The sequence below is a fragment of the Sulfitobacter sp. D7 genome, assembly GCF_003611275.1.
GTDB classification, from domain to species: domain Bacteria; phylum Pseudomonadota; class Alphaproteobacteria; order Rhodobacterales; family Rhodobacteraceae; genus Sulfitobacter; species Sulfitobacter profundi.
The window spans coordinates 1,760,929-1,781,293 of record NZ_CP020694.1; the positions used below are offsets into that span (position 1 = coordinate 1,760,929).

Consider the following 20,365-nt stretch of genomic DNA (forward strand, 5'->3'; position numbering starts at 1 on the left):
TGCGACAATCAGCGCATCGCAAATCTGTGAAGTGAAAAACCTGAAACCCAATACTAGATGAGGCGTTGCGTAAGTGACCCTGCGGCGAGGATCGCAGGTCACCTGTATTTAAGGAGCAGAACATGAAACGCACGACAACAATCGCCAGCATCGCCCTGATCGCATCCAGCGCCTTCGCGGGTGCAGCAGCAGCCGGTTCGCTGGAAGACACCACAGTTGAAGCACCGGTTTTCACACCTGCGCCGACACCCGTGGCCGTTGATGGCGACTGGACAGGCTTCTACACCGGTCTTCAGGTTGGTCAAACCGACATCGACAGCGACAGCGGCACCCTTGACGGTGACGACACGTCCTACGGTTTCCACGCCGGTTACGACTATGACTTCGGCAAGTTCGTACTGGGTGGTGAACTCGACTATGACAAAACCGACATCGACCTGGGCAACACAGGCGTCGCCGCGGATTCCGTTGCACGCGCCAAGCTGAAAGCCGGTTACGACTTCGGCAACACGCTGGTCTATGCAACAGCTGGTGCAGCCCGCGCCGACACCGACGTTGGTGATGAAACAGGGCCCTTCGCTGGTCTGGGCGTCACATATAAAGTCACAGACCGTTACACCGTCGGTGGCGAAGTGCTGCAGCACAAATTCGATGACGTAGGCGGCACAGGCGACGATCTGGACGCGACAACCATCTCCCTGCGTGGTTCCATGCGCTTCTAATCTATCTTGGCGGGGTAACTCGCTTGGATAGGGGGCCGGCTTCCGAAAGGAGGCCGGCCTTTTTTGTGCGGACAGGCAGCGTGGCGGGCATGTCATCTGGCAAAGATGGGCAATGCTGCCCCCAAGCAGGCTGTCTTCGTCCGTCATGGCCGCGCGCTACGCGCATAAAACTTAACCGGACAAGGGGCTTGGCGGAGGGCGGCGGGCTTGCTACAAGCTTGTCATGAACACCGCAACGCTCATTATTTGCTGCATTACCCGCTGAGACATCCCCGCGGGCCGCTGTTCACGTCATTCCCATTCTGACAAAACTATGCCAAGCCCGCGTCACACCCGCGCAAGGACGCCTGCCCATGACCCGTGACCTGACGATCAAGCTGCACAACACCGCCACCCGGAAGAAAGAGGATTTCACGCCGATTGATGCGCAGAATGTGCGGATGTATGTCTGCGGTCCCACGGTCTATGACCGCGCGCATCTGGGCAACGCGCGGCCCGTGATCGTGTTTGATGTGCTCTACCGTCTGCTACGGCATGTCTATGGCCCCGAACACGTTACTTACGTGCGCAACTTCACCGATGTCGACGACAAGATCAACGCCCGCGCCGCCGACAGCGGGCGCAGTATTGGGGAGATCACCGCAGAGACGACGCAGTGGTATCTCGACGACATGGCCGCCGTCGGCGCGCTCGAGCCCGATCACATGCCGCGCGCCACGCAATACATCCCGCAGATGGTCGCGATGATCCGCGGGTTGATCGATGAGGGCTACGCCTATGAGGCAGAAGGCCATGTGCTGTTCCGGGTGCGTAAATATGCCAAATATGGCGCGCTCTCGGGCCGCTCGGTCGATGATATGATCGCAGGCGCGCGGGTTGAGGTGGCGCCCTACAAAGAAGACCCGATGGACTTCGTCCTGTGGAAACCTTCGAACGAAGGTACACCGGGCTGGCCGTCGCCTTGGGGGCAAGGCCGTCCGGGTTGGCATATTGAATGCTCCGCTATGGCGCATGATCTTTTGGGCGCGCAGTTCGACATCCACGGCGGCGGGATCGATCTGCAATTCCCGCACCATGAGAATGAGATCGCCCAGTCGAAATGTGCAGGCCACGGCTTTGCCAACTACTGGCTGCACAACGAGATGCTGCAGGTCGAAGGCAAGAAGATGTCCAAGAGCTTGGGCAATTTCTTTACCGTGCGGGATCTGCTGGAACAAGGCGTGCAGGGCGAGGTGATCCGGTTCGTGATGCTCTCGACCCATTACCGCAAGCCGATGGACTGGACTGCCTCGAAAGCAAAGATTGCGTACCATACTATTAACCAATGGTTCGAGATCACTGAGGGTCTGCAACCAACTAGCAAAGATGATTTCATCCCGGACAGTAATTTTCTCGCAATTTTAGGTAATGACCTGAACACACATGGCGCGCTGACTTTCGTTAGAAGTCTGAAGAAAGAACCGCAAAAATTACTCGACCATGCTAGATTTCTTGGCTTTCTATCGGATGAAAGAAGAGCTCTTTTTGCAGAGTTTCGCGCGAACAGCGCCTTCGGCTCTGGAACTACCCCCCAGCTTTCTAGATTGGGACGAGATCTCGATGCTCTCCGCAAAACGGCGATGGTCTCAAAGGACTTTGGGGAGGTTGATCGATGGAAAAGATTGCTCTCTCAAGCGGGTGTAATCGTGAAAATGACTAAGAATGAGGTGAATTTGTCCCCCGGGGAGACATACGAGCAAGCTTCTGTAGATAAGATTGATAAGAGCATCTCAGGTGGCGGATCCAAAAGTGAATAAAGAATGCCTCACCCTCTACGACACCACTCTGCGTGATGGGCAGCAGACCCAAGGCGTGCAGTTCTCAACCGATGAAAAACGCCAGATCGCCGAGGCGCTCGACACGCTCGGGGTAGACTATATCGAAGGCGGCTGGCCGGGTGCCAACCCCACCGACAGCGCATTTTTCGAGGCCGCTCCGCAGACGAAGGCACGGCTCACCGCCTTTGGCATGACCAAACGCGCGGGCATGTCGGCGGAAAATGACGACGTGCTGGCCGCCGTGTTGAACGCCGGAACGCAGTCGGTCTGTATCGTCGGCAAGACCCATGACTTCCATGTGAAAACCGCGCTAGGCATCACGCTGGAGGAAAACACCGACAACATCGCCAAATCGGTCGCCCATCTGGTCGCCCAAGGCCGCGAGGCGCTGTTTGATGCCGAACATTTCTTCGACGGTTATAAGGCCAACCCCGACTACGCGCTTGAGGCGATCCGCGCGGCCTATGAGGCGGGTGCGCGCTGGATCGTGCTTTGCGACACCAATGGCGGCACGCTGCCCGAAGAGATCGGCCGCATCACCCGCGATGTGATCGCCGCAGGAATCCCCGGTGACCGGCTGGGCATTCACACCCATGACGACACCGAAAACGCCGTGGCCTGCACGCTGGCCGCCGTCGATGCGGGCGCGCGCCAAATCCAAGGCACGCTGAACGGGCTGGGCGAGCGGTGCGGCAACGCCAATCTGACCACGCTGATCCCGATCCTGTTGCTGAAAGAACCCTATGCCAGCCAGTTCGAGATTGGCGTCACCCGCGCCGCGCTAAAAGGGCTGACGCGGACCAGTCGGATGCTGGACGAAATCCTCAACCGGGTGCCGATGAAACAGGCAGGGTTCGTGGGTTCTTCGGCCTTTGCGCATAAGGCGGGGCTTCATGCCAGCGCCATCGCCAAAGACCCCAGCACCTATGAACATATCGACCCCGCACTGGTCGGCAATACCCGCGTCATTCCGATGTCGAACCAAGCCGGGCAATCCAATCTGCGCAAACGGCTGAGCGATGCCGGTCTGGCCGTGGCCAAGGGCGACCCGGCGCTTGGCCGGATCTTGGAAGTGGTCAAGGGCCGCGAGGCGCAGGGCTATGCCTATGACACCGCACAGGCGAGTTTCGAGCTGCTCGCCCGCGACGTGATGGACCAGTTGCCGCATCTTTTCGAGGTGGAGCGTTACCGCGTCACGGTCGAACGTCGCCGCAATGCCGAAGGCCGGATGGTCAGCCTTTCCGAGGCGGTCGTGGTGGTCGATGTCGACGGAGAAAAGCGGCTCTCGGTCTCGGAATCGCTGGACGAAGATGGCGCAGACCGTGGCCCGGTCAACGCCCTCTCCAAAGCGCTGGTCAAGGATTTGGGCAAGTACAGCAGTCTGCTGGATGACATGCGTCTGGTTGACTTCAAAGTCCGCATCACCCAAGGCGGCACCGAAGCCACCACCCGCGTCATCATCGACAGCGAAGACGGGCAGGGGCGGCGTTGGTCCACCGTGGGCGTCAGCGCCAACATACTCGACGCCTCATTCGAGGCATTGCTAGATGCGATACGTTGGAAATTGATCCGGGACCGCGCCCAATGACAGACGATATGACCGCTTTTTTCACCCTGCACCGTGACCTGCCGCGCGAGGGGCCGGGGGAGCCTTCGGACGTGAACTGGGCCGTGGAACAGGTCGACCTGCCCGCGCGCGCCGAGATCGCCGATGTGGCCTGCGGCCCCGGCAGCGACATCGGCGCACTCCGCGCGGCGATTCCGCAGGGCCATGTGACCGCCCTCGATCAAACCGCGCATTTCGTTGACACCGCGCGGGGCCGTTTCGTGGCCGATGGCAATGTCACCCTGCTGCGCGCCGATATGGCCGCGATCGCCAATGAATATGATCTCATTTGGTGCGCCGGTGCGGTCTATTTCCTTGGCGTGACCGAGGCGCTGACCCGTTGGCGCAAATCCCTGCGCGCGGGTGGTGTGGTGGCATTCTCCGAGCCTTGCTGGCTGACCGATACCCCTTCGGAGGACGCCCGCGCGCAATGGGCCGACTATCCCGCGATGAGCGACCCAGACGGCATTGCTGAACGGGTGCGCGCGGCGGGATATGAGGTCGTGGCGACCCGCGTTCTGTCGGAGGAGGCTTGGGAGAATTACTACACCCCGCTGGAGGCCCGCATCGAAAAGCTGCGCCCCGGTGCGGATGACGCATTGGCACAGGTGCTTGATGCAACAGAGGCGGAAATCGCCTGCTGGCGCGCGCACGGGGATGAATTTGGCTATCTGTTGACGGTGGCACGCCCCGCATGACCTTCGACGCCGACCTAAACGCCTGCGCCGCCATGGTAGAGCGCGCCGACCCTTGGCGCTTTCGCGCCGCCATGGCCGCCCCCGTCGAGACGCGCAAGCTGCTCTTCCCGCTCTATGCCTTCAACGTCGAGGTTGCCCGCGCGCCATGGGTCACCCAAGAGGCGATGATCGCCGAGATGCGCCTACAATGGTGGCGCGACGCGCTGGAGGAGATTGCTAAGGGCGGCCCCGTCAGGCGCCACGAAGTCACCACGCCGCTGGCCCGCGCGATCGCGCCCGAGGATGCGGAATTACTCGATGAACTCGTCGCTGCGCGGCGGTGGGATATCTACAAAGACCCCTTTGAGGATGCTGCCCATTTCGCTCGCTACATCGACCAGACCGCAGGCCATCTGATGTGGGTCGCCGCACGCCGCCTTGGCGCGACGCAAGAAGCGATCGTGCGTGATGCGGCCTATGCCACCGGCATCGCCGCTTGGCTCTGTGCCATTCCGAATTTGGAAGAGGCGGGCCGTGTGCCGCTGCTCGATGGCACGGCGGAAGGGGTTTCGGCCCTTGCCAAGGGGGCGTTGGACCGCCTGAAATCAGCGCGGGCCAAACGGGCGCAGATCCCAAAGGCGGCGCGGGCCGCATTGTTGCCTGCCGCCCATGCCGGACCTGTTTTGCACGCGGCTGTGGCAGACCCGCAAAAGGTCTCCCAAGCAGGCTTGCCTGACCCGCGCCGCCATTTCGCGCTGCGGGCCATGGCGTCTCGCTGGTAGGCGCTTAGCTCAGCTGCGTTTCTTTGCGGCTGCGCAGCACCAGCCAGATCAGCGAGCCACCGGCCAGCACCAAGAACGGCACCATGGCAAAGTTCACCGCTGCCCAGCCTTCTTGCGCCGTGCCGCCCGAACAATTCATCAAACCGCCCGAGGCGAGCGAGGCGACGGTCACGCCGCCGAACACCAGCAGATCGTTCAGGCCCTGCATCCGCCCGCGCTCATGCGGCTCATGCGCCCCGGCGAGCATGGTCGTGGCCCCGATAAAACCAAAGTTCCACCCCAGCCCCAAGAGGATCAGCGCGACAAAGAAGTTGCCCAGTTCCACCCCCTGCAGCGCCACCAGTCCTGCGGCGGCAAGGATCGCGATGCCAAGGCCCATGATCCGCTCGACCCCGAACCGATTGATCAGGTGGCCGGTAAAGAAGGACGGCGCGAACATCGCCAGCACGTGGCCAGTGACCACGTAGCCCGCGTTATCTTGGCTATAACCGCAGCCGACGACGGCCAGCGGGGTCGAAGTCATCACGAGGTTCATCAGCGCATAGGCCACCATGGCGCAGATCACCGCCACGGCGATGCGCGGCGTGGTCAGAAGCTCCCAGCGGCTGCGGCCCTTGGGCGCGTCATGCGCCGGGATCGGCGGTTTTGGAATGTCGATGAAAAGAAACAGCAGCGCGCCCACAACGTTCACCGCCACCACGGCCAAATAGGTGCCAAGGAAGGGCACCACGAGGCTGCCAGAGGTCGCCGTGGCAAGCTGCGGCCCGATGATGGCCGAGACCAGACCGCCCGCCATCACATAAGAGATCGCCTTGGGCCGGAAGTCATCCGAGGCAGTATCGGCGGCGGCGAAACGGTAGAACCCTTGGGCAGACATATAGACGCCCGTCAGCAGGGAGCCGAGCAAAAAGACCGGGAAAGACGCGAGATAAAGCCCATAGGCCGCGACCGCGCCGCCCAATGCTCCGCCCGCAGCCCCCAGAAAAAACCCCGCCCGTCGGCCAAACCTTTGCATGATGGCCGAAACCGGCGTGGCCGAGAGCATGGAGCCCAGCACGATCATCGAGATCGGCAGCGTGGCAAGACAGACATTGGTCGCCAGCGACTGACCGGCAAGACCACCCACGAGGAAAATCATCGGCATCTGCGCACCAAGAAAGGCCTGCGCTGCCACCAGCACCGCTACGTTGCGCCGGGCGCGTCTGTCGTCGATCATGTCTGAATTCCTCACTTCCCGCCAAGGCGTAGCCCTGCCGATGCGTAAGGGCAAGCCCGGCCCCGGTTTTTGCGCCCCCGATCCCGCTTGCACCCGACGCCAAGCTCGCCGATGATTGCGCCGATGACCGCCTCAAACCACCCTTCGCTGAACCTTCTTCTGCTCGCTGGCACTGCCGAGGCGCGGCAGCTTGGCGTCGCTTTGGCTGAGGCCGGTCACAGGGTCACCGCATGGCTGACGGAACCGCCGCGCGGCAGCAATCCGATGCCGATGGCGTTTGAAATGCGCGACCCCGACGACACCACCGCCCTGCGGCGCGATATGGCGGGTTTTGATGCGGTGCTCGATCTCAGCCATGGGTTCGATGCGGGGCTAAGCCACGCAGGTTTTGCCGCCGCCAAGTCCTTGGGCAAACCCTTCATCAGCTTTTCTCGGCCTGTCTGGCCTTTGGACAACCCGCTGCTGCAATCGGCGCCCGATGTGACGACAGCCGCCCGTGCGGTGCCGCCCGGGGCCCGCGTCTTTGTCGCCACCGGCTGGGCGAGCCTGCCCGCGTTCCTGCCGTTCAAGGGCGCACGCCTCATGCTGCGCCAGACGACCCACCATGACCGGCCCGCACCCTATGACTTTGTCGACCTGATCTTTGGCGATCCGCCTTTCACCGTGGAGAGCGAGACGGCATTGTTCCGTGAACTCGGCGTCGACCTGCTGATCTGCCGCAACCTCGGCGGGCAGGCCAGCCGGCCAAAGGTCGACGCCGCCCTGTCGCTCGGCTTGCCAGTAATCCTCATTGAAAAGCCGCGCCTGCCAGAGGGGGCACAGTGCCTGACCGACCTTGGCGCGATGATGGACTGGGCGGCGCAGCTGTGAGCCTTGCGCTCCCGATCACCTGCAACGCCGATGTGGCCGAGGGAGCCGCTTGGCTGTCTGAAGCCGAGCCGCGTTTTGCCATGGCGCTTGCACGCACCGGTCCGCTGCCCCTGCGCCTGCGCCCGCCGGGTTTCGCGGGCCTTCTCGACATCATCGTGGGGCAGCAGGTGAGCGTGGCCTCTGCCCGGGCGATCTATGCGCGGCTGGTGGAGGCGGGGTTGGACCGCCCGGAAAACGTCCTGCACGCGGGCGACGACGGTCTGCGCGCCGCGGGGCTGAGCCGCCCCAAAGCGCGCTATGTGCTGGCCTTGGCGGAGCGGAAGTTTGACTTTGACGCGCTGCACTGCCTGTCCGATGACGCAGCCATTGCCGCGTTGGTCGCCATGCCGGGTATCGGGCCGTGGACCGCGCAGGTCTATGTGATGTTCTGCATGGGCCGTCGCGACATCTTTCCAAGTGGCGATCTTGCGTTGCAAGAAGCCGCGCGGGGGCTGTTTGATCTGCCCGCGCGCCCGACGCCGAAAGACCTTACCGCCATGGCCGCCGCTTGGTCACCTTGGCGGTCGGTTGCGGCGCGCTTGCTCTTTGCCTACTACCGGGTGTTGAAACAAAAGGAAGGATTGTCATGACACGGGTTTTGAACGCCGAGCGCCGCGAGCCGGTCTCTGGCACCACACGGTCGGTTGTGGTGTTCCTGCATGGCTATGGGGCCAATGGCGCTGACCTGCTGGGCCTCGCCGATCCTCTGAGCGAGCATTTGCCGGACACGCTTTTCGTTGCGCCCGACGCGCCTGAAGCCTGCGCCGGCGCACCGATGGGCTTCCAGTGGTTCCCGATCCCGTGGATCGATGGATCATCCGAAGAGGAATCGATGCGCGGGATGATGAGCGCGGTCGAAGACCTCGACGCCTTCCTCGATGCGCTGATGGTGGACGAAGACGTGCTGCCCGAACAGGTCGTGCTCTTTGGCTTTTCTCAAGGCACGATGATGTCGCTGCATGTGGCCCCGCGCCGCGAGGATGCGGTGGCGGGCATCGTGGCCTTTTCGGGCCGCCTGCTGAACCCCGAAGCGCTGGCCGAAGAGGCGCGCGTCAAGCCGCCGGTGCTGCTGGTGCACGGAGATGCCGACGATGTGGTGGCACCGCAATCCCTGCCGCAGGCCGCCGAAGCCCTGCAAGAGGCCGGGTGGCAGGACGTCTACGCCCATGTGATGAAGGGCACCGGCCATGGCATCGCACCGGATGGCTTGAGTGTCGCACTTGCCTTCATGCGCGACAAACTGGGGCTTTAACCCTTCATCTCATCCCAGAGCCACGGCTCTGCGAATTCGACCGAATTGCCTGCCGGGTCGCGCACATAAAGTGAGCGCGCCCCGTTGGGCCAGTCAAAGCTGGTATCGATCTCGACCCCGGCGGCCTGCAGCCGCGTCTCCATCGCGGCGATCTCATCGCGTTTCATCGCAAAGCAGACATGCCCCGGCCCCCGCGCCCCATGGGGCGGCACCGGCATCTTCGGATTACCGGGCGGCTGGCTTGTTGCCGTGGGGTTGAAGACCAGCAAGACCGAGGGGCCAAGCGCAAAGAACATATGCCGCCCCGGCACCTCTTGAAACAGTTGTAGACCCAGAATGTCGCGGTAAAACTCCCGCGCCGCATCCAGATCATCGACGTAAACGGCGGCTTCGAGCAAGGACTGCGGGGCGGGCGCATCGGGCAGGGGGCTTTTCATCATGCCACAAGGTTAACAAACTCTGCCCATCTGTCACGCCTCTGTCGTAATCTTTGGGCAAAACCGGCGACATCTAGTGGTTCACCTTTGTCTTGCCAGAGAGAAACCGCGAGATATAGTGACTAAAACGGGCAGAGGACGCGACCAGATGGACGGCGATTTCAGGACCGAATTTACCCGCCACCCGGCGGCGCTCAAACACCACCCCGCGCTGGTGCTCAACGCGGATTATCGGCCATTGTCTTATTATCCGCTGTCGCTGTGGCCGTGGCAAGAAGCGGTAAAGGCCAAATGGCTCGACCGGGTCGAGATCGTCGCCGAATATGACGAGGTGGTGCGCAGCCCCTCTACGGTGATCAGGATCCCTTCCGTTGTCGTTCTCAAAGACTATGTCAAACCTCAAAAGCGCGTGGCCTTCACGCGCTTTAATTTATTTCTGAGGGATGAATTCCGCTGCCAATACTGCGGCGCGAAGGGGGATCTGACCTTTGACCATGTGGTGCCCCGCGCTGCGGGTGGGGTGACAAGCTGGCAAAACGTGGTGGCGGCCTGTAGCCCCTGCAATCTGCGCAAAGGCTCGCGGCCCTTGCACCGCACGGGGCTGGCTTTGCGCAAACCGCCGCGCCAACCCGCCGCCGAAGAGTTGCGCAACATGGGGCGCAAATTCCCGCCCGGCCATCTGCATGAAAGCTGGATGGATTTTCTCTATTGGGATGCCGAGCTTCAGGCCTGACGCTTAGATATCCAGTTCGACCCAGATCGGCACATGGTCCGACGGTTTGTCACGCCCGCGCACATCGCGGTCAATCTGGCAATCGCGCAGCCGGTCCGCCACGGTCGGCGACAAGAGAAAATGGTCAATGCGGATGCCGTTGTTGCGGTTCCAGGCACCGGCCTGATAATCCCAGAACGAATAATGCCCCGGCCCTTGGGTTCGCGCCCGAAAAGCATCCGTTAGCCCAAGGTTCACCAGCTGCCGCCACGCCGCGCGGGATTCGGGGCGAAATAGCGCGTCTTCGCGCCAACTGTCGGGTTTGGCCGCATCTTCGGCCTGCGGGATAATGTTGTAATCGCCCGCCATGAGGAAGGGCGTTTCTTCGGCCAGTAGCGTCTCGGCACGGGCTTGTAGCCGGGCCATCCAAGCGAGTTTATAGTCATACTTTGGCCCCGGCACCGGGTTGCCATTGGGCAGGTAAAGCCCGCAAACCCGTAGCGCCATATCGTCACCCACGACCGTGGCCTCGATCCAGCGAGCCTGATCGTCTTCGTCATCGCCGGGCAGGCCGCGGGTCACATCCTCCAGCGGGAGTTTCGACAGGATCGCCACACCGTTGAAAGATTTCTGCCCGTGGGTCTCGACGTTATAACCGCGCTCTTCGAGCATCTCGCGGGGGAAGGCCTCGTCGACCGACTTGATCTCTTGCAGCACAACCACGTCCGGCTGCGCCTCGTCGAGCCACTCGGGCAAGGCCGCGGCGCGGGCTTTGATACCGTTGATGTTAAAACTCGCGATTTTCATATCCGGCCCTCTTTCGACGTGGGTCTGCTATCGCGCAAATGCGGTGGCGGAGCAAGGGGGAGGGCTGCGCGCTTAGGGTGATTCTTGGGCGGCAATTTCTAGTATAGCTAGAGCCGCGGAATTCTCCCGCGCTGCATTGTTCTATAGCAGCCCTGTGGAAGGTTTTTAGTTGGCACCATGCAAAGGATGGAAAGTCGAACAATTGGTCGAAACTGTGGCGCGACACTAATGTGGATAACTTAACCAGTACAATAACTTAGGCGAAAAATCCTTGGCGAAACAATTTTAACGTGCATCAGTAATTGGACTACATCCTTAAATTGCAAAGCCCTTTGAAAGGACACCACGATGACCGCTATTTCCGCACGTAACTTCGCCCCCGTAACAGCGCCTGAAACACAGGACAAGCCGATGATGCTCGGCGCGGGGGTTGGCCTTTTCACCACCGGTCTTAACCGCGGAGGCGGTGACATGCTGATGGGCGAGGGGACCGAGATGTTCACCACCGGTCTGCACCACGACAGCGGCAGCATCGCGCAGGGGGCGGGGGTCGGTCTTTTCACAACCGGCCTCGCGCCGACCGAGGCGCAGGTGCTGCGCTTTGATGCCTGAAACTGGTTCAAGCGGGCGGCCCTGTCGCCCGCTGTTTCCCATCTGGAGGCGCTATGATGACCAATGTTGTTCTGCTGAGACCTGCCGAGTGCCGCGACCCGGGCGTCCAGTCCGCCCGCTTGATCCGCAGCTTTGCGAAGGAGCGTCGCGCTCAGGGGGATGTTTTTTGGCTCAAGGAAAACGCCGAACTGCTGGGGGTGCTGGCAAGCACGGGCGCCGCGCTGGACGCCGAGGCGCTAGAGCCGCTCGCCGCATTCCACGCAGGGTGCCGCGATCTGCTGCGCAATTTCCCACAATACTACCGTTTTATCCTGTCGATCTGCCTCGACCTCGAAGCAATCGGCCTGCCAAAGCAACACGGCGCGGCGCTCTGCGGCAGGGTTGCGCGGGCGGAGCTGGAAGGCGCGGAACTGTCGGACCTGCAACGCGCCGAGGCCCGCCGTCTGCTGCGCCGTCGGGGTGTCGGGCCGCAGGTCGGTGACGGGGCGCTTGGCCAGCGGCTGCGCGACTTCGTCTCGCGCAGTGTCACCTTTGCCATGCCCAATCGAAAGGCGGCTTATGAGCTGACACATATCATTTTCTACTTGTCGGATTATGGCCGCCAGATTCCCGAACTGCCAGACGGGACACTAAAGAGCCTGCATTTCACCGGGCTGCTGGCCTTTCTGGATCAGGACATGGATCTGCTGGCCGAGGTCTGCGCCGCGCTGCGTTTCAGCGGCAATTACCCAAGCCCACTGTGGGAAGATGCCATCGCGGCCTACCACCGCGCCCTGCGCGTTCAAGCCGAGCCCCATGCGCCCATGCATGACGATTATCACGAATTTCTTGTCACCGGCTGGGCCATGAAAATCGCAGACCGTTCGTCACTGGCCCAAACCATGCCGCAAGGCGCGCTGCGCTTTCACGCCGCCCGCAGCGGGCAGGGTGCGCTGCGCCCGCTGGCGGCTTGCTTGAGTGATATGGGGGCGCAGCGGCGCGCGGATTGGGGGTATATGCGCCCCCATGTTCTGTCTTATCTCGGACCTGACAGCCATGCGATCTTGCTCGCAGCCGAACGCTCTGGCCCGCATTTCGAACAGTTTTTCGAGGGGTTCGCACGGGCGCGCGCCTGAACGCGCCCGGATGCGCTCACATCGAAAATGACGTGCCGCAGCCGCAGGCCGCCGTGGCATTAGGGTTCTCAATCGTGAACCGCGCGCCGATCAGTTCTTCGGTGAAGTCGATCACCGCATCGGCCAGAAACGGCAGGGACACGCTATCGACCACCACCTTCTGACCGCTGCCTTCCAGAACGAGGTCATCCTCGGCAGGTTCGTCCAGCGCAATGTCATATTGAAACCCTGAACAGCCGCCGCCTTCGACAGCGACGCGCAGGGCTTTGCCTTCGTCGGCGGCGCCGATCTCGGCAAGGCGTTCAAAGGCGCGGGGGGTGACTTTGGGGGGCAGGTTCATCTGCGGGCTCCGATGCATCGGTTTTCTTTCGTGTTCCCCTAACATATAGAAACCACAAGGACAGGTCACAAGGACCGCGAGAGAGGACCAGCCGCAATGCGCGCAGAATTCGCCTCGGATCCGGACACCGCCAAGGGACGGTTGGTGCCGGAGGAGGAAAGCACGTTTCGCTCCTGCTATCAGCGGGACCGGGACCGGATCATTCACGCCTCCGCCTTTCGGCGGCTCAAACATAAGACGCAGGTCTTTGTGGAGCATGAGGGCGACTATTTCCGGACCCGTTTGACCCATTCCATCGAAGTGGCGCAGGTTGCGCGCACCATCGCAGGGGCGTTGCGCCTGAATGGCGAGCTGACCGAGGCCGTGGCGTTGGCGCATGATCTGGGCCACACGCCCTTTGGCCACACCGGCGAGGATGCGCTGCACAAGCTGATGGCACCCTACGGTGGGTTTGACCACAACGCGCAGGCGATCAAGATCGTCACAACGCTGGAGCGGCACTATGCCGAATTCGACGGGCTGAACCTGACGTGGGACACGCTCGAAGGGATTGCCAAGCACAATGGGCCGGTCATGGGCGCCGTGCCCCATGCGCTGGCTGACTATAACGCGCGCCATGATCTGGAACTGCACACCCATGCGAGTGCAGAGGCGCAGGTGGCGGCACTTTCCGATGACATTGCCTACAACAACCACGACCTGCACGACGGTCTGCGGGCAGGGCTGTTCACCGAAGCCGAGATTGCAGAGCTGCCCATGGTCGGCGCGGCCTATGCGGAAGTGGACCGGCTTTACCCCGACACCGACAGCTACCGCCGCCGTCATGAGGCGCTGCGCCGGGTCTTTGGCGTGATGGTAGGCGATGTGATCGAAACATCGTCCAAACTGCTGAAAGAGACGGGGGCGACATCGCCCGATGACATCCGCCATCTGGGCCGTCCGGTGATCCGTTTTTCGGATCCTGTCTGGCAGGACCTGCGCGAGATCCGAAAATTCCTTTTCACCCGGATGTATCGCGCCCCCTCGGTGATGGAGAATCGCGAGAAGGTCACTAAGGTGGTCGAAGACCTCTTTCCGCTGTTTCTGTCTCAGCCCAACCTGTTGCCGCGCCACTGGGCGGCGGCAATTGAGGCGGCAGAGGATGAAACCACGCTGGCGCGGATGGTCTCGGATTACATTGCGGGCATGACTGACCGATTTGCGTTGCAAGAACACGCCCGTCTCTTTGGCAGTGATTTGCGCAGCTTCCGCTAATCTTTGCGGCATGGTAGCCTGCCTTTTGTGATCCATAGGTGACGTGACATGATACAAACCCCCGTTCTGCCGGAAAGCCTTGCCGGTGACGCGACCTTTGCGATCCTTTCGGCGGGTCAAGCGCCGGGCCCAACGGTCGCCAAGCGCGCGGCGAAGTTGGGGGCGGAAGTCGTGGCGATGGACCGTGATCCCGCCGTGCTGGCACGGCTGATGAGCCAGTCGACCGCAAGGGTCGAAGGGCTGGCGCTTGCCGGGGATCTGGTCAGCCGGTTCGAACCGCTCCACCGCAACTGGGGCGGCACGCCGCTGCATTTGGTGTTGAACCTGATGCCGCTGGACCCCGACGATTGCGCCAAGGGCATGGACGCGCAGATCCGGGGGCTGTCTGCCATGGTGCGGGCCTTGGGCCGGGGCTTGGTGGCTGGGCAGGGGTCTGTCGTGACCGTCCTGCCGCGCCCCAGCCAGCCGCTGGCGCTTGCTGGTCATGGCATGATCGGCGCATTTGAGGCCGCCAATGCCGCGCTCGATAAGGTGTTTGGCGCACGCGGGCTGCATTTTCACCTGATTACGGTACCCGAGGGGCAAGCCGACCTCGCGGCAGACAGCGCGCTGTTCCTGGGGTCCGAGGCTGGCCGACGGCTCCGAAGTGGGCGTTTGGACCTCGGCTGATACCGCCGCTTCAAACGCCATTCCCTGACTTGGGCCCTCGCGGCCTGCCGCTTGATTGACTGCACTCCCGCACATGATAAACGGGCGGGGAACAAGGATACCCGACATGAACCTATTTGCCGAAATTCGCCATCTTATCATTGCGACGCTGGAACAGATGGTCGCGCAGGAGGCCCTGCCTGCGACCCTGAACTTTGACCCGATCACCGCCGAGCCGCCACGCGACGCCGCGCATGGCGATATGGCGACCAACGCCGCGATGGTGCTAGCCAAGCCCGCGGGCATGAAGCCACGCGATATCGCCGAAGCATTGGCCGCCCAATTGCAAAACGATCCGCGCATCACCTCTGCCGAAGTGGCCGGCCCGGGCTTTATCAACCTGCGCCTTGCGCCTTCGGTCTGGCAGAACGTGGCACGGCAAGTCTTGAACCAAGGCACCGACTTTGGCCGCGCGATCCTTGGCGCGGGTCAGCGGGTGAACGTCGAATATGTCTCGGCCAACCCCACCGGGCCGCTGCATGTGGGCCACACCCGTGGCGCGGTCTTTGGCGATGCGCTGGCCAGCTTGCTGGATTTCGCAGGCTACGATGTGACGCGCGAATATTACATTAACGACGGCGGCGCGCAGGTCGATGTGCTGGCGCGCTCGGTCTACCTGCGCTACCTTGAAGCCAATGGCAAAGAGGTGGCCTTTCCCGATGGCACATACCCCGGGGACTACCTGATCCCGCTGGGCGAGGCGCTGGCCAAGATGTATGGCGACAAGCTGGTCGACCAACCTGAGAGCGAATGGCTTGATCATATCCGCGACTTTGCCACCGATGCGATGATGAACTTGATCCGTGAGGATTTGGCGGCCCTCGGCGTTGAGATGGATGTCTTCTACAGCGAGAAATCTCTCTACGGCACCGGCCAGATCGAAGCGGCGATTGCTTCTCTCGAAGCCAAAGGGCTGATCTACGAAGGCGTGCTGGAGCCGCCAAAAGGCAAGAAGCCCGAAGATTGGGAACCGCGCGAACAGACGCTGTTCAAATCCACCGAACACGGCGATGACGTGGACCGCCCGGTCAAGAAATCCGACGGGTCCTGGACCTATTTCGCCCCTGACATCGCCTATCATTACGACAAGGTTAGCCGCGACTTTGACATGCTGATCGACATTTTCGGCGCGGATCATGGCGGCTACGTCAAACGGATGAAGGCGGCCGTGTCGGCATTGAGCGATGGTCATGTGCCGCTCGACATCAAGCTGACGCAGCTGGTGAAACTCTTTAAAAACGGCGAGCCGTTCAAGATGTCCAAACGGGCAGGGACCTTTGTGACCCTGCGCGATGTGGTCGATCAGGTCGGCCCCGATGTGACGCGCTTTGTCATGCTGACGCGCAAGAACGACGCGATGCTCGACTTTGATTTCGACAAGGTATTGGAGCAAAGCCGCGAGAACCCGGTCTTCTATGTGCAATACGCCCACGCACGGGTGGCTTCGATCCTGCGCAAGGCGCAAGAGGCTGGGGTCGAGGTTGCCGATGCCACGCTGATGGATGCGGATCTGACCAAGCTTGACCATGATGCCGAGCTGGGCCTGCTGCGCAAACTGGCCGAATGGCCGCGTCTGGTCGAAACCGCCGCGCGCAGCAACGAGCCGCACCGGGTGGCCTTCTACCTCTATGAACTCGCGTCCGATTTCCACAGCCTCTACCACTTGGGCCGTTCCGAAGACGGGCTGCGTGCGTTGCAAGAAGGGGACGCTGCCACATCGCAGGCAAAAATCGCCCTGTCGCGTGCCGTTGCGATTGTAATTGCGGCGGGTCTTGGTATTCTTGGGGTCACACCGGCGCAGGAGATGCGATAACCGCACCAGCGCGCCGAAAACAGGCAACCCCATGACCAGACCCGCGTGGCGATGTATCACGCCGGGCAAAGAGGCAGAGATGGCAGATTTCACGTCTTCCCCGACGACGGCGGGCTATGCGCCCGATTCCGCGCATGGCTACGCAGTGGGCAGCGGGCCCAAGACCCTGACAACGCTCACCAATATCGCAGGTGCTGTGGTTTCCTTGGCGCTTGTCGCGGGGATTGGTGTTTGGGGCTACAAGCTGCTGGTGCGTGATGTGACCGGCATTCCGGTGGTCCGCGCCATCGAAGGCGAGATCCGCGTGCGCCCCGAAGAGCCGGGCGGCGAATTGGCCCGCCATCAGGGCTTATCGGTCAATGTCGTTGCCGCCGAAGGCAGCGCCGGACGGCCCGCAGATCAACTGCGCCTCGCGCCGCGTCAAATGGAATTGCAAGACGAAGACCAGCCCGTTCAAGTGGCGATGGTTGCCGCAAAGACACAGGGCAATGCGACCCCCGCCGTCGCCCACGAGAATGACGGCGACCTGATCGATGCCTCCGCCGCGATCCGCTCTGGCAATGTTCAAGACCTCGTGGCGCAGCTGACCAATGGTGTCGCACCGCTCTCCGGGGCGGGCGCCTCTGGTGATCCGGTCGATGCCGCCGTGGCGATGGCGCTGGCCGATACCTCCGTGCAGCCGAAAGTCGTCAAGGCCGTATTGAACGCGCCCGGCGTGCGCAACTCCCTGCGTCCGCGCCGCCGCCCGGCAGGCGGTGCCGTGGTGACACCCGCCGCAGTCCAGAGCAATCCGGTCGCGACTGTCGCCCAAGAGGTTGATCCCGCGGCCCTTCCCGCTGGCACCCGGATGGCCCAGCTTGGTGCCTTTGACAGCCCCGAGGTTGCCCGCGAACAATGGGACCGTTTGCAGGGCCGTTTCGGTGCCTATCTCGAAGGTAAGAATCGCGTTGTGCAAAAGGCCACCAGCGGCGGGCGGGTGTTCTATCGCCTGCGTGCCATGGGCTTTGACGACATCGCCGATGCGCGGCGCTTCTGTTCGGCACTTGTGGCCGAAAATGCGGATTGCATCCCGGTGGTGATGCGCTGATGCGTCCCTTCGGGGCCACGATCCTCGACGCGACGGGCCTCCAGCTCAGCGTCGAGGAAAAAGCGTTCTTTCGTGACGTGCGGCCCTTCGGCTTCATCCTTTTCGCCCGCAACATCGACAGCCCGGATCAGGTCCGCGCGCTATGTGATGAGATGCGCGAGGCGGCAGGCCATGAGGCAGTAATCACCATCGACCAAGAGGGAGGCCGCGTGCAGCGGATGCGCGCCCCGCAGTGGCGCGATTGGATGCCGCCGATGGAACTGGCCGCGCGCGCCGGGGAACGGGCGACGAAGGCCTTTTACTTGATGTACCGGATCATCGCCCATGAGTTGCACAGCGTCGGGATCGACAGCAACTGTGCGCCACTGATCGATGTAGCGGGGCCCAAGACCCATCCGTTTTTGCGCAACCGGTGCTATGGCGAAACGCCGGGGCAGGTGGCCGAGATTGGCCGCGCCGTTGCCGATGCGCTGCTGGCCGGGGGCGTGCTGCCGGTGATGAAACATATGCCGGGCCATGGCCGGGCGACGCTCGACAGCCATCACAATCTGCCCCGCGTGGATGCCCGCCGCATTGATCTGGAGGCCGTGGATTTCGCGCCGTTCCGCAGCCTGCGCGACCTGCCGATGGGCATGACGGCACATCTTGTCTATGACGCGCTGGACGACACGCCCGCGACTCTGTCGTCAGAGGTGATGCGGATCATCCGCGATGATATCGGCTTTGATAACCTTGTGATGACCGACGATATTTCGATGAAAGCCCTGCAGATGACCCCGGCGGGAAGCACCCGTGCGGCCATTGCCGCGGGCTGTGATGTCGCGCTTTTTTGCAATGGACCGCTGGAAGAACGCCGCGCCGTGGCCGAGGCCGCAGGCGAGATGACTACAGCTACCCAGACCCGCGCGCTGCGTGCGTTGGATGCGCGGCAAACCCCCGACGACGTTGACATCGACGCCCTCAGCGCCCAGCTTGAGACGCTTCTGGGCGGGGCATTGCATGGCTGACACGACATTCGAGGAAGACAGGGGCGGGGCCGGTGGCTCCGTGGCCGACCGGCTGGCCGCCGAGGCGTTCATCATTGATGTCGAAGGCTATGAAGGGCCGCTTGATCTGCTGCTGTCGCTGAGCCGGACGCAAAAGGTCGATCTGCGCAAGGTTTCGGTCCTGCAACTGGCGCGGCAGTATCTGGCCTTTGTCGAGCGTGCCAAAGAACTGCGGTTGGAACTGGCGGCGGATTACCTCGTCATGGCCGCATGGCTGGCTTTCCTGAAATCACGCCTTTTGCTGCCGCCGGACCCCACCGAAGAAGGCCCCTCGGGCGAAGAAATGGCCGCCCATCTGGCTTTCCAACTGGAACGCCTGCAGGCGATGCGGGACGCTGCCGCACGCCTGATGGCGCGGGATCAACTGGGCCGGGATTTCTTTGCCCGCGGCCAGACCCAAGAAATCACCACTGTCAAAAAGGTCACCTATACCGCGACGCTGCTGGACCTGATGCAGGGCTATGCGCGCACCCGCACGCGGGAGGATTTCCGCCCCTTTGTGATGGACCGCGACAAGGTCTTTACCATGGAAGAGGCGCTGGAACGGATGCGCGGGCTGATCGGCTATGCGGGCGATTGGGGTGATCTGAGCAGCTACCTGCCCGAGGGCTGGGAAAGCGATCCTGAGCGCCGCCGCTCAGCGACCGCTGCGACCTTTGCGGCCTCCCTGCAATTGGTCAAAGAGGGGCATATGGAGATCCGGCAAAAAGAGATTTTCGCCCCCATCCAACTGCGCAAGAAGGATTGATGCGTGTCGGAAGAGATTGAAACGAAAGAAAAGAAACTGTTCGACGCGCCCTCGCTGGCCGAGCAGGAGCGTATGATCGAAGCCGTGCTTTTCGCCAGTTCCGAACCAATCACGCTGCGAGAATTGGAACAGCGGCTGCCGCGCGGCTCTGACGTGGGCGAGGCGATGGCCTTTCTGCGCCACCGCTATCAGGGGCGCGGCGTGCAGGTGATGAAAGTCGGCGACGCCTATGCTTTTCGCACCGCGCCGGACCTTGGCTTTTTGATGCATCGGGAAACGGTCGAGACCCGCAAACTCAGCCGCGCTGCGATCGAAACGCTTGCGATCATCGCCTATCACCAACCCGTCACCCGCGCCGAGATCGAAGAGATTCGCGGCGTGGCCGTGTCGCGCGGCACGGTGGATCAATTGCTTGAGATGGAGTGGATCCGCTTTGGCCGCCGTAAGATGACGCCGGGCCGTCCGGTGACCTTTGTGGTCACGCAGGAGTTTCTGGATCACTTCGGTCTGGAAAGCGCGCGGGACCTGCCGGGGCTCAAAGAACTGCGCTCTGCCGGGTTGTTGGAAAACCGCCCGCCCGCCGGTCTGCTGCCCACCGTAGGCGATGGCGAGGACGAGCCAGAAACCACCGAAGGCCAGAGCGAGCTGTTCGAAGATTGATTGGGGCCAGGGCTGACTTACGCCCCGCTGCCACTACATCAGGGA

General features: G+C 62.3%; 22 protein-coding genes. 18 read left to right on the top strand and 4 right to left on the bottom strand.

Annotated features, from left to right (window positions below):
- Positions 1–122 precede the first annotated feature (122 nt).
- The 5 genes from B5M07_RS08470 to B5M07_RS08490 all read left to right on the top strand — a co-directional run bounded on the left by B5M07_RS08470 (position 123) and on the right by B5M07_RS08490 (position 5,604).
- Positions 123–722, top strand: a complete 600-nt coding sequence (locus B5M07_RS08470) for an outer membrane protein (RefSeq protein ID WP_067621921.1) — start codon at positions 123–125, stop codon at positions 720–722.
- Positions 723–1,075: 353 nt separating this feature from the next.
- Positions 1,076–2,518, top strand: a complete 1,443-nt coding sequence (cysS, locus tag B5M07_RS08475; RefSeq protein WP_120350983.1) for a cysteine--tRNA ligase — start codon at positions 1,076–1,078, stop codon at positions 2,516–2,518.
- Positions 2,511–4,127, top strand: a complete 1,617-nt coding sequence (gene cimA, locus B5M07_RS08480; RefSeq protein WP_120352196.1) for a citramalate synthase — start codon at positions 2,511–2,513, stop codon at positions 4,125–4,127. Before cysS ends, cimA begins: the two co-directional genes overlap by 8 nt.
- 8 nt (positions 4,128–4,135) lie before the next feature.
- Complete coding sequence (locus B5M07_RS08485) at positions 4,136–4,843, top strand: class I SAM-dependent methyltransferase (protein ID WP_120350984.1); 708 nt, start codon at positions 4,136–4,138, stop codon at positions 4,841–4,843.
- Entirely contained in the window at positions 4,840–5,604 is a 765-nt protein-coding gene (locus B5M07_RS08490; protein WP_120350985.1) for a squalene/phytoene synthase family protein, read from the top strand. The genes B5M07_RS08485 and B5M07_RS08490 overlap by 4 nt, the downstream gene beginning before the upstream one ends.
- 4 nt (positions 5,605–5,608) lie before the next feature.
- Here B5M07_RS08490 and B5M07_RS08495 read toward each other — a convergent pair whose 3' ends face one another.
- Complete coding sequence (locus B5M07_RS08495) at positions 5,609–6,820, bottom strand: MFS transporter (RefSeq protein ID WP_120350986.1); 1,212 nt, start codon at positions 6,818–6,820, stop codon at positions 5,609–5,611.
- Between the two features lie 123 nt (positions 6,821–6,943).
- Between B5M07_RS08495 and B5M07_RS08500 the strand changes: the two genes are divergently transcribed.
- Genes B5M07_RS08500 through B5M07_RS08510 form a run of 3 tightly spaced genes read left to right on the top strand, consistent with a single transcriptional unit; the run spans position 6,944 to position 8,981 of the window.
- Positions 6,944–7,690 carry a precorrin-6A/cobalt-precorrin-6A reductase gene (locus tag B5M07_RS08500; RefSeq protein WP_162931836.1) on the top strand — a complete coding sequence of 249 codons (747 nt, stop codon included), beginning with the start codon at positions 6,944–6,946 and terminating at the stop codon, positions 7,688–7,690.
- Positions 7,687–8,319: a DNA-3-methyladenine glycosylase family protein gene (locus B5M07_RS08505; protein WP_120350988.1), complete on the top strand. Its 633-nt coding sequence runs from the start codon at positions 7,687–7,689 to the stop codon at positions 8,317–8,319. Before B5M07_RS08500 ends, B5M07_RS08505 begins: the two co-directional genes overlap by 4 nt.
- Positions 8,316–8,981: an alpha/beta hydrolase gene (locus tag B5M07_RS08510; RefSeq protein WP_120350989.1), complete on the top strand. Its 666-nt coding sequence runs from the start codon at positions 8,316–8,318 to the stop codon at positions 8,979–8,981. Before B5M07_RS08505 ends, B5M07_RS08510 begins: the two co-directional genes overlap by 4 nt.
- On the opposite strand, the gene B5M07_RS08515 is transcribed toward B5M07_RS08510, so the two are convergent.
- Positions 8,978–9,421, bottom strand: coding sequence for a VOC family protein (locus B5M07_RS08515; RefSeq protein WP_120350990.1), 444 nt, complete (start codon positions 9,419–9,421; stop codon positions 8,978–8,980). The genes B5M07_RS08510 and B5M07_RS08515 overlap by 4 nt on opposite strands.
- Positions 9,422–9,566: 145 nt before the next feature.
- Between B5M07_RS08515 and B5M07_RS08520 the strand changes: the two genes are divergently transcribed.
- Positions 9,567–10,151, top strand: a complete 585-nt coding sequence (locus B5M07_RS08520; RefSeq protein ID WP_067621954.1) for an HNH endonuclease — start codon at positions 9,567–9,569, stop codon at positions 10,149–10,151.
- A 3-nt stretch (positions 10,152–10,154) separates the two neighbouring features.
- On the opposite strand, the gene xth is transcribed toward B5M07_RS08520, so the two are convergent.
- Positions 10,155–10,937: an exodeoxyribonuclease III gene (gene xth, locus B5M07_RS08525; protein WP_120350991.1), complete on the bottom strand. Its 783-nt coding sequence runs from the start codon at positions 10,935–10,937 to the stop codon at positions 10,155–10,157.
- A gap of 348 nt (positions 10,938–11,285) precedes the next feature.
- Here xth and B5M07_RS08530 point away from each other — a divergent pair, with 348 nt between their 5' ends.
- A complete protein-coding gene (locus B5M07_RS08530) occupies positions 11,286–11,549 on the top strand; it encodes a DUF6749 family protein (RefSeq protein WP_132443468.1) in 264 nt (87 codons plus the stop codon).
- Positions 11,550–11,602: 53 nt separating this feature from the next.
- Entirely contained in the window at positions 11,603–12,664 is a 1,062-nt protein-coding gene (locus B5M07_RS08535) for a DUF6902 family protein (RefSeq protein WP_254693911.1), read from the top strand.
- Between the two features lie 16 nt (positions 12,665–12,680).
- Here the strand turns inward: B5M07_RS08535 and B5M07_RS08540 are convergent, their stop codons facing one another.
- A complete protein-coding gene (locus tag B5M07_RS08540; RefSeq protein ID WP_067627534.1) occupies positions 12,681–13,004 on the bottom strand; it encodes a HesB/IscA family protein in 324 nt (107 codons plus the stop codon).
- A gap of 96 nt (positions 13,005–13,100) precedes the next feature.
- Here B5M07_RS08540 and B5M07_RS08545 point away from each other — a divergent pair, with 96 nt between their 5' ends.
- The 7 genes from B5M07_RS08545 to scpB all read left to right on the top strand — a co-directional run bounded on the left by B5M07_RS08545 (position 13,101) and on the right by scpB (position 20,320).
- Entirely contained in the window at positions 13,101–14,258 is a 1,158-nt protein-coding gene (locus B5M07_RS08545) for a deoxyguanosinetriphosphate triphosphohydrolase (RefSeq protein WP_120350992.1), read from the top strand.
- A gap of 48 nt (positions 14,259–14,306) precedes the next feature.
- Positions 14,307–14,927: a hypothetical protein gene (locus tag B5M07_RS08550; RefSeq protein WP_120350993.1), complete on the top strand. Its 621-nt coding sequence runs from the start codon at positions 14,307–14,309 to the stop codon at positions 14,925–14,927.
- Positions 14,928–15,033: 106 nt separating this feature from the next.
- Complete coding sequence (gene argS / locus B5M07_RS08555) at positions 15,034–16,779, top strand: arginine--tRNA ligase (protein WP_120350994.1); 1,746 nt, start codon at positions 15,034–15,036, stop codon at positions 16,777–16,779.
- A gap of 79 nt (positions 16,780–16,858) precedes the next feature.
- Complete coding sequence (locus tag B5M07_RS08560; RefSeq protein WP_236646208.1) at positions 16,859–17,866, top strand: SPOR domain-containing protein; 1,008 nt, start codon at positions 16,859–16,861, stop codon at positions 17,864–17,866.
- Positions 17,866–18,873, top strand: coding sequence for a beta-N-acetylhexosaminidase (gene nagZ, locus B5M07_RS08565; RefSeq protein ID WP_120350995.1), 1,008 nt, complete (start codon positions 17,866–17,868; stop codon positions 18,871–18,873). Before B5M07_RS08560 ends, nagZ begins: the two co-directional genes overlap by 1 nt.
- On the top strand, positions 18,866–19,660 hold the full coding sequence (locus B5M07_RS08570) for a segregation and condensation protein A (protein WP_120350996.1): 795 nt from the start codon (positions 18,866–18,868) through the stop codon (positions 19,658–19,660). Before nagZ ends, B5M07_RS08570 begins: the two co-directional genes overlap by 8 nt.
- 3 nt (positions 19,661–19,663) lie before the next feature.
- Positions 19,664–20,320: an SMC-Scp complex subunit ScpB gene (scpB, locus tag B5M07_RS08575; protein WP_067628995.1), complete on the top strand. Its 657-nt coding sequence runs from the start codon at positions 19,664–19,666 to the stop codon at positions 20,318–20,320.
- The last annotated feature ends 45 nt before the right edge of the window (positions 20,321–20,365 follow it).

What these genes read in the sequence shown, in the direction of transcription:
- B5M07_RS08470 (WP_067621921.1), top strand. Translation starts at nt 123, where the DNA reads ATGAAACGCACGACAACAATCGCCAGCATCGCCCTGATCGCATCCAGC.
- cysS (WP_120350983.1), top strand. Translation starts at nt 1,076, where the DNA reads ATGACCCGTGACCTGACGATCAAGCTGCACAACACCGCCACCCGGAAG.
- B5M07_RS08485 (WP_120350984.1), top strand. Translation starts at nt 4,136, where the DNA reads ATGACCGCTTTTTTCACCCTGCACCGTGACCTGCCGCGCGAGGGGCCG.
- B5M07_RS08490 (WP_120350985.1), top strand. Translation starts at nt 4,840, where the DNA reads ATGACCTTCGACGCCGACCTAAACGCCTGCGCCGCCATGGTAGAGCGC.
- B5M07_RS08495 (WP_120350986.1), bottom strand. Translation starts at nt 6,820, where the DNA reads ATGATCGACGACAGACGCGCCCGGCGCAACGTAGCGGTGCTGGTGGCA.
- B5M07_RS08500 (WP_162931836.1), top strand. Translation starts at nt 6,944, where the DNA reads ATGACCGCCTCAAACCACCCTTCGCTGAACCTTCTTCTGCTCGCTGGC.
- B5M07_RS08510 (WP_120350989.1), top strand. Translation starts at nt 8,316, where the DNA reads ATGACACGGGTTTTGAACGCCGAGCGCCGCGAGCCGGTCTCTGGCACC.
- B5M07_RS08515 (WP_120350990.1), bottom strand. Translation starts at nt 9,421, where the DNA reads ATGATGAAAAGCCCCCTGCCCGATGCGCCCGCCCCGCAGTCCTTGCTC.
- B5M07_RS08520 (WP_067621954.1), top strand. Translation starts at nt 9,567, where the DNA reads ATGGACGGCGATTTCAGGACCGAATTTACCCGCCACCCGGCGGCGCTC.
- xth (WP_120350991.1), bottom strand. Translation starts at nt 10,937, where the DNA reads ATGAAAATCGCGAGTTTTAACATCAACGGTATCAAAGCCCGCGCCGCG.
- B5M07_RS08530 (WP_132443468.1), top strand. Translation starts at nt 11,286, where the DNA reads ATGACCGCTATTTCCGCACGTAACTTCGCCCCCGTAACAGCGCCTGAA.
- B5M07_RS08535 (WP_254693911.1), top strand. Translation starts at nt 11,603, where the DNA reads ATGATGACCAATGTTGTTCTGCTGAGACCTGCCGAGTGCCGCGACCCG.
- B5M07_RS08540 (WP_067627534.1), bottom strand. Translation starts at nt 13,004, where the DNA reads ATGAACCTGCCCCCCAAAGTCACCCCCCGCGCCTTTGAACGCCTTGCC.
- B5M07_RS08545 (WP_120350992.1), top strand. Translation starts at nt 13,101, where the DNA reads ATGCGCGCAGAATTCGCCTCGGATCCGGACACCGCCAAGGGACGGTTG.
- B5M07_RS08550 (WP_120350993.1), top strand. Translation starts at nt 14,307, where the DNA reads ATGATACAAACCCCCGTTCTGCCGGAAAGCCTTGCCGGTGACGCGACC.
- argS (WP_120350994.1), top strand. Translation starts at nt 15,034, where the DNA reads ATGAACCTATTTGCCGAAATTCGCCATCTTATCATTGCGACGCTGGAA.
- B5M07_RS08560 (WP_236646208.1), top strand. Translation starts at nt 16,859, where the DNA reads ATGGCAGATTTCACGTCTTCCCCGACGACGGCGGGCTATGCGCCCGAT.
- nagZ (WP_120350995.1), top strand. Translation starts at nt 17,866, where the DNA reads ATGCGTCCCTTCGGGGCCACGATCCTCGACGCGACGGGCCTCCAGCTC.
- B5M07_RS08570 (WP_120350996.1), top strand. Translation starts at nt 18,866, where the DNA reads ATGGCTGACACGACATTCGAGGAAGACAGGGGCGGGGCCGGTGGCTCC.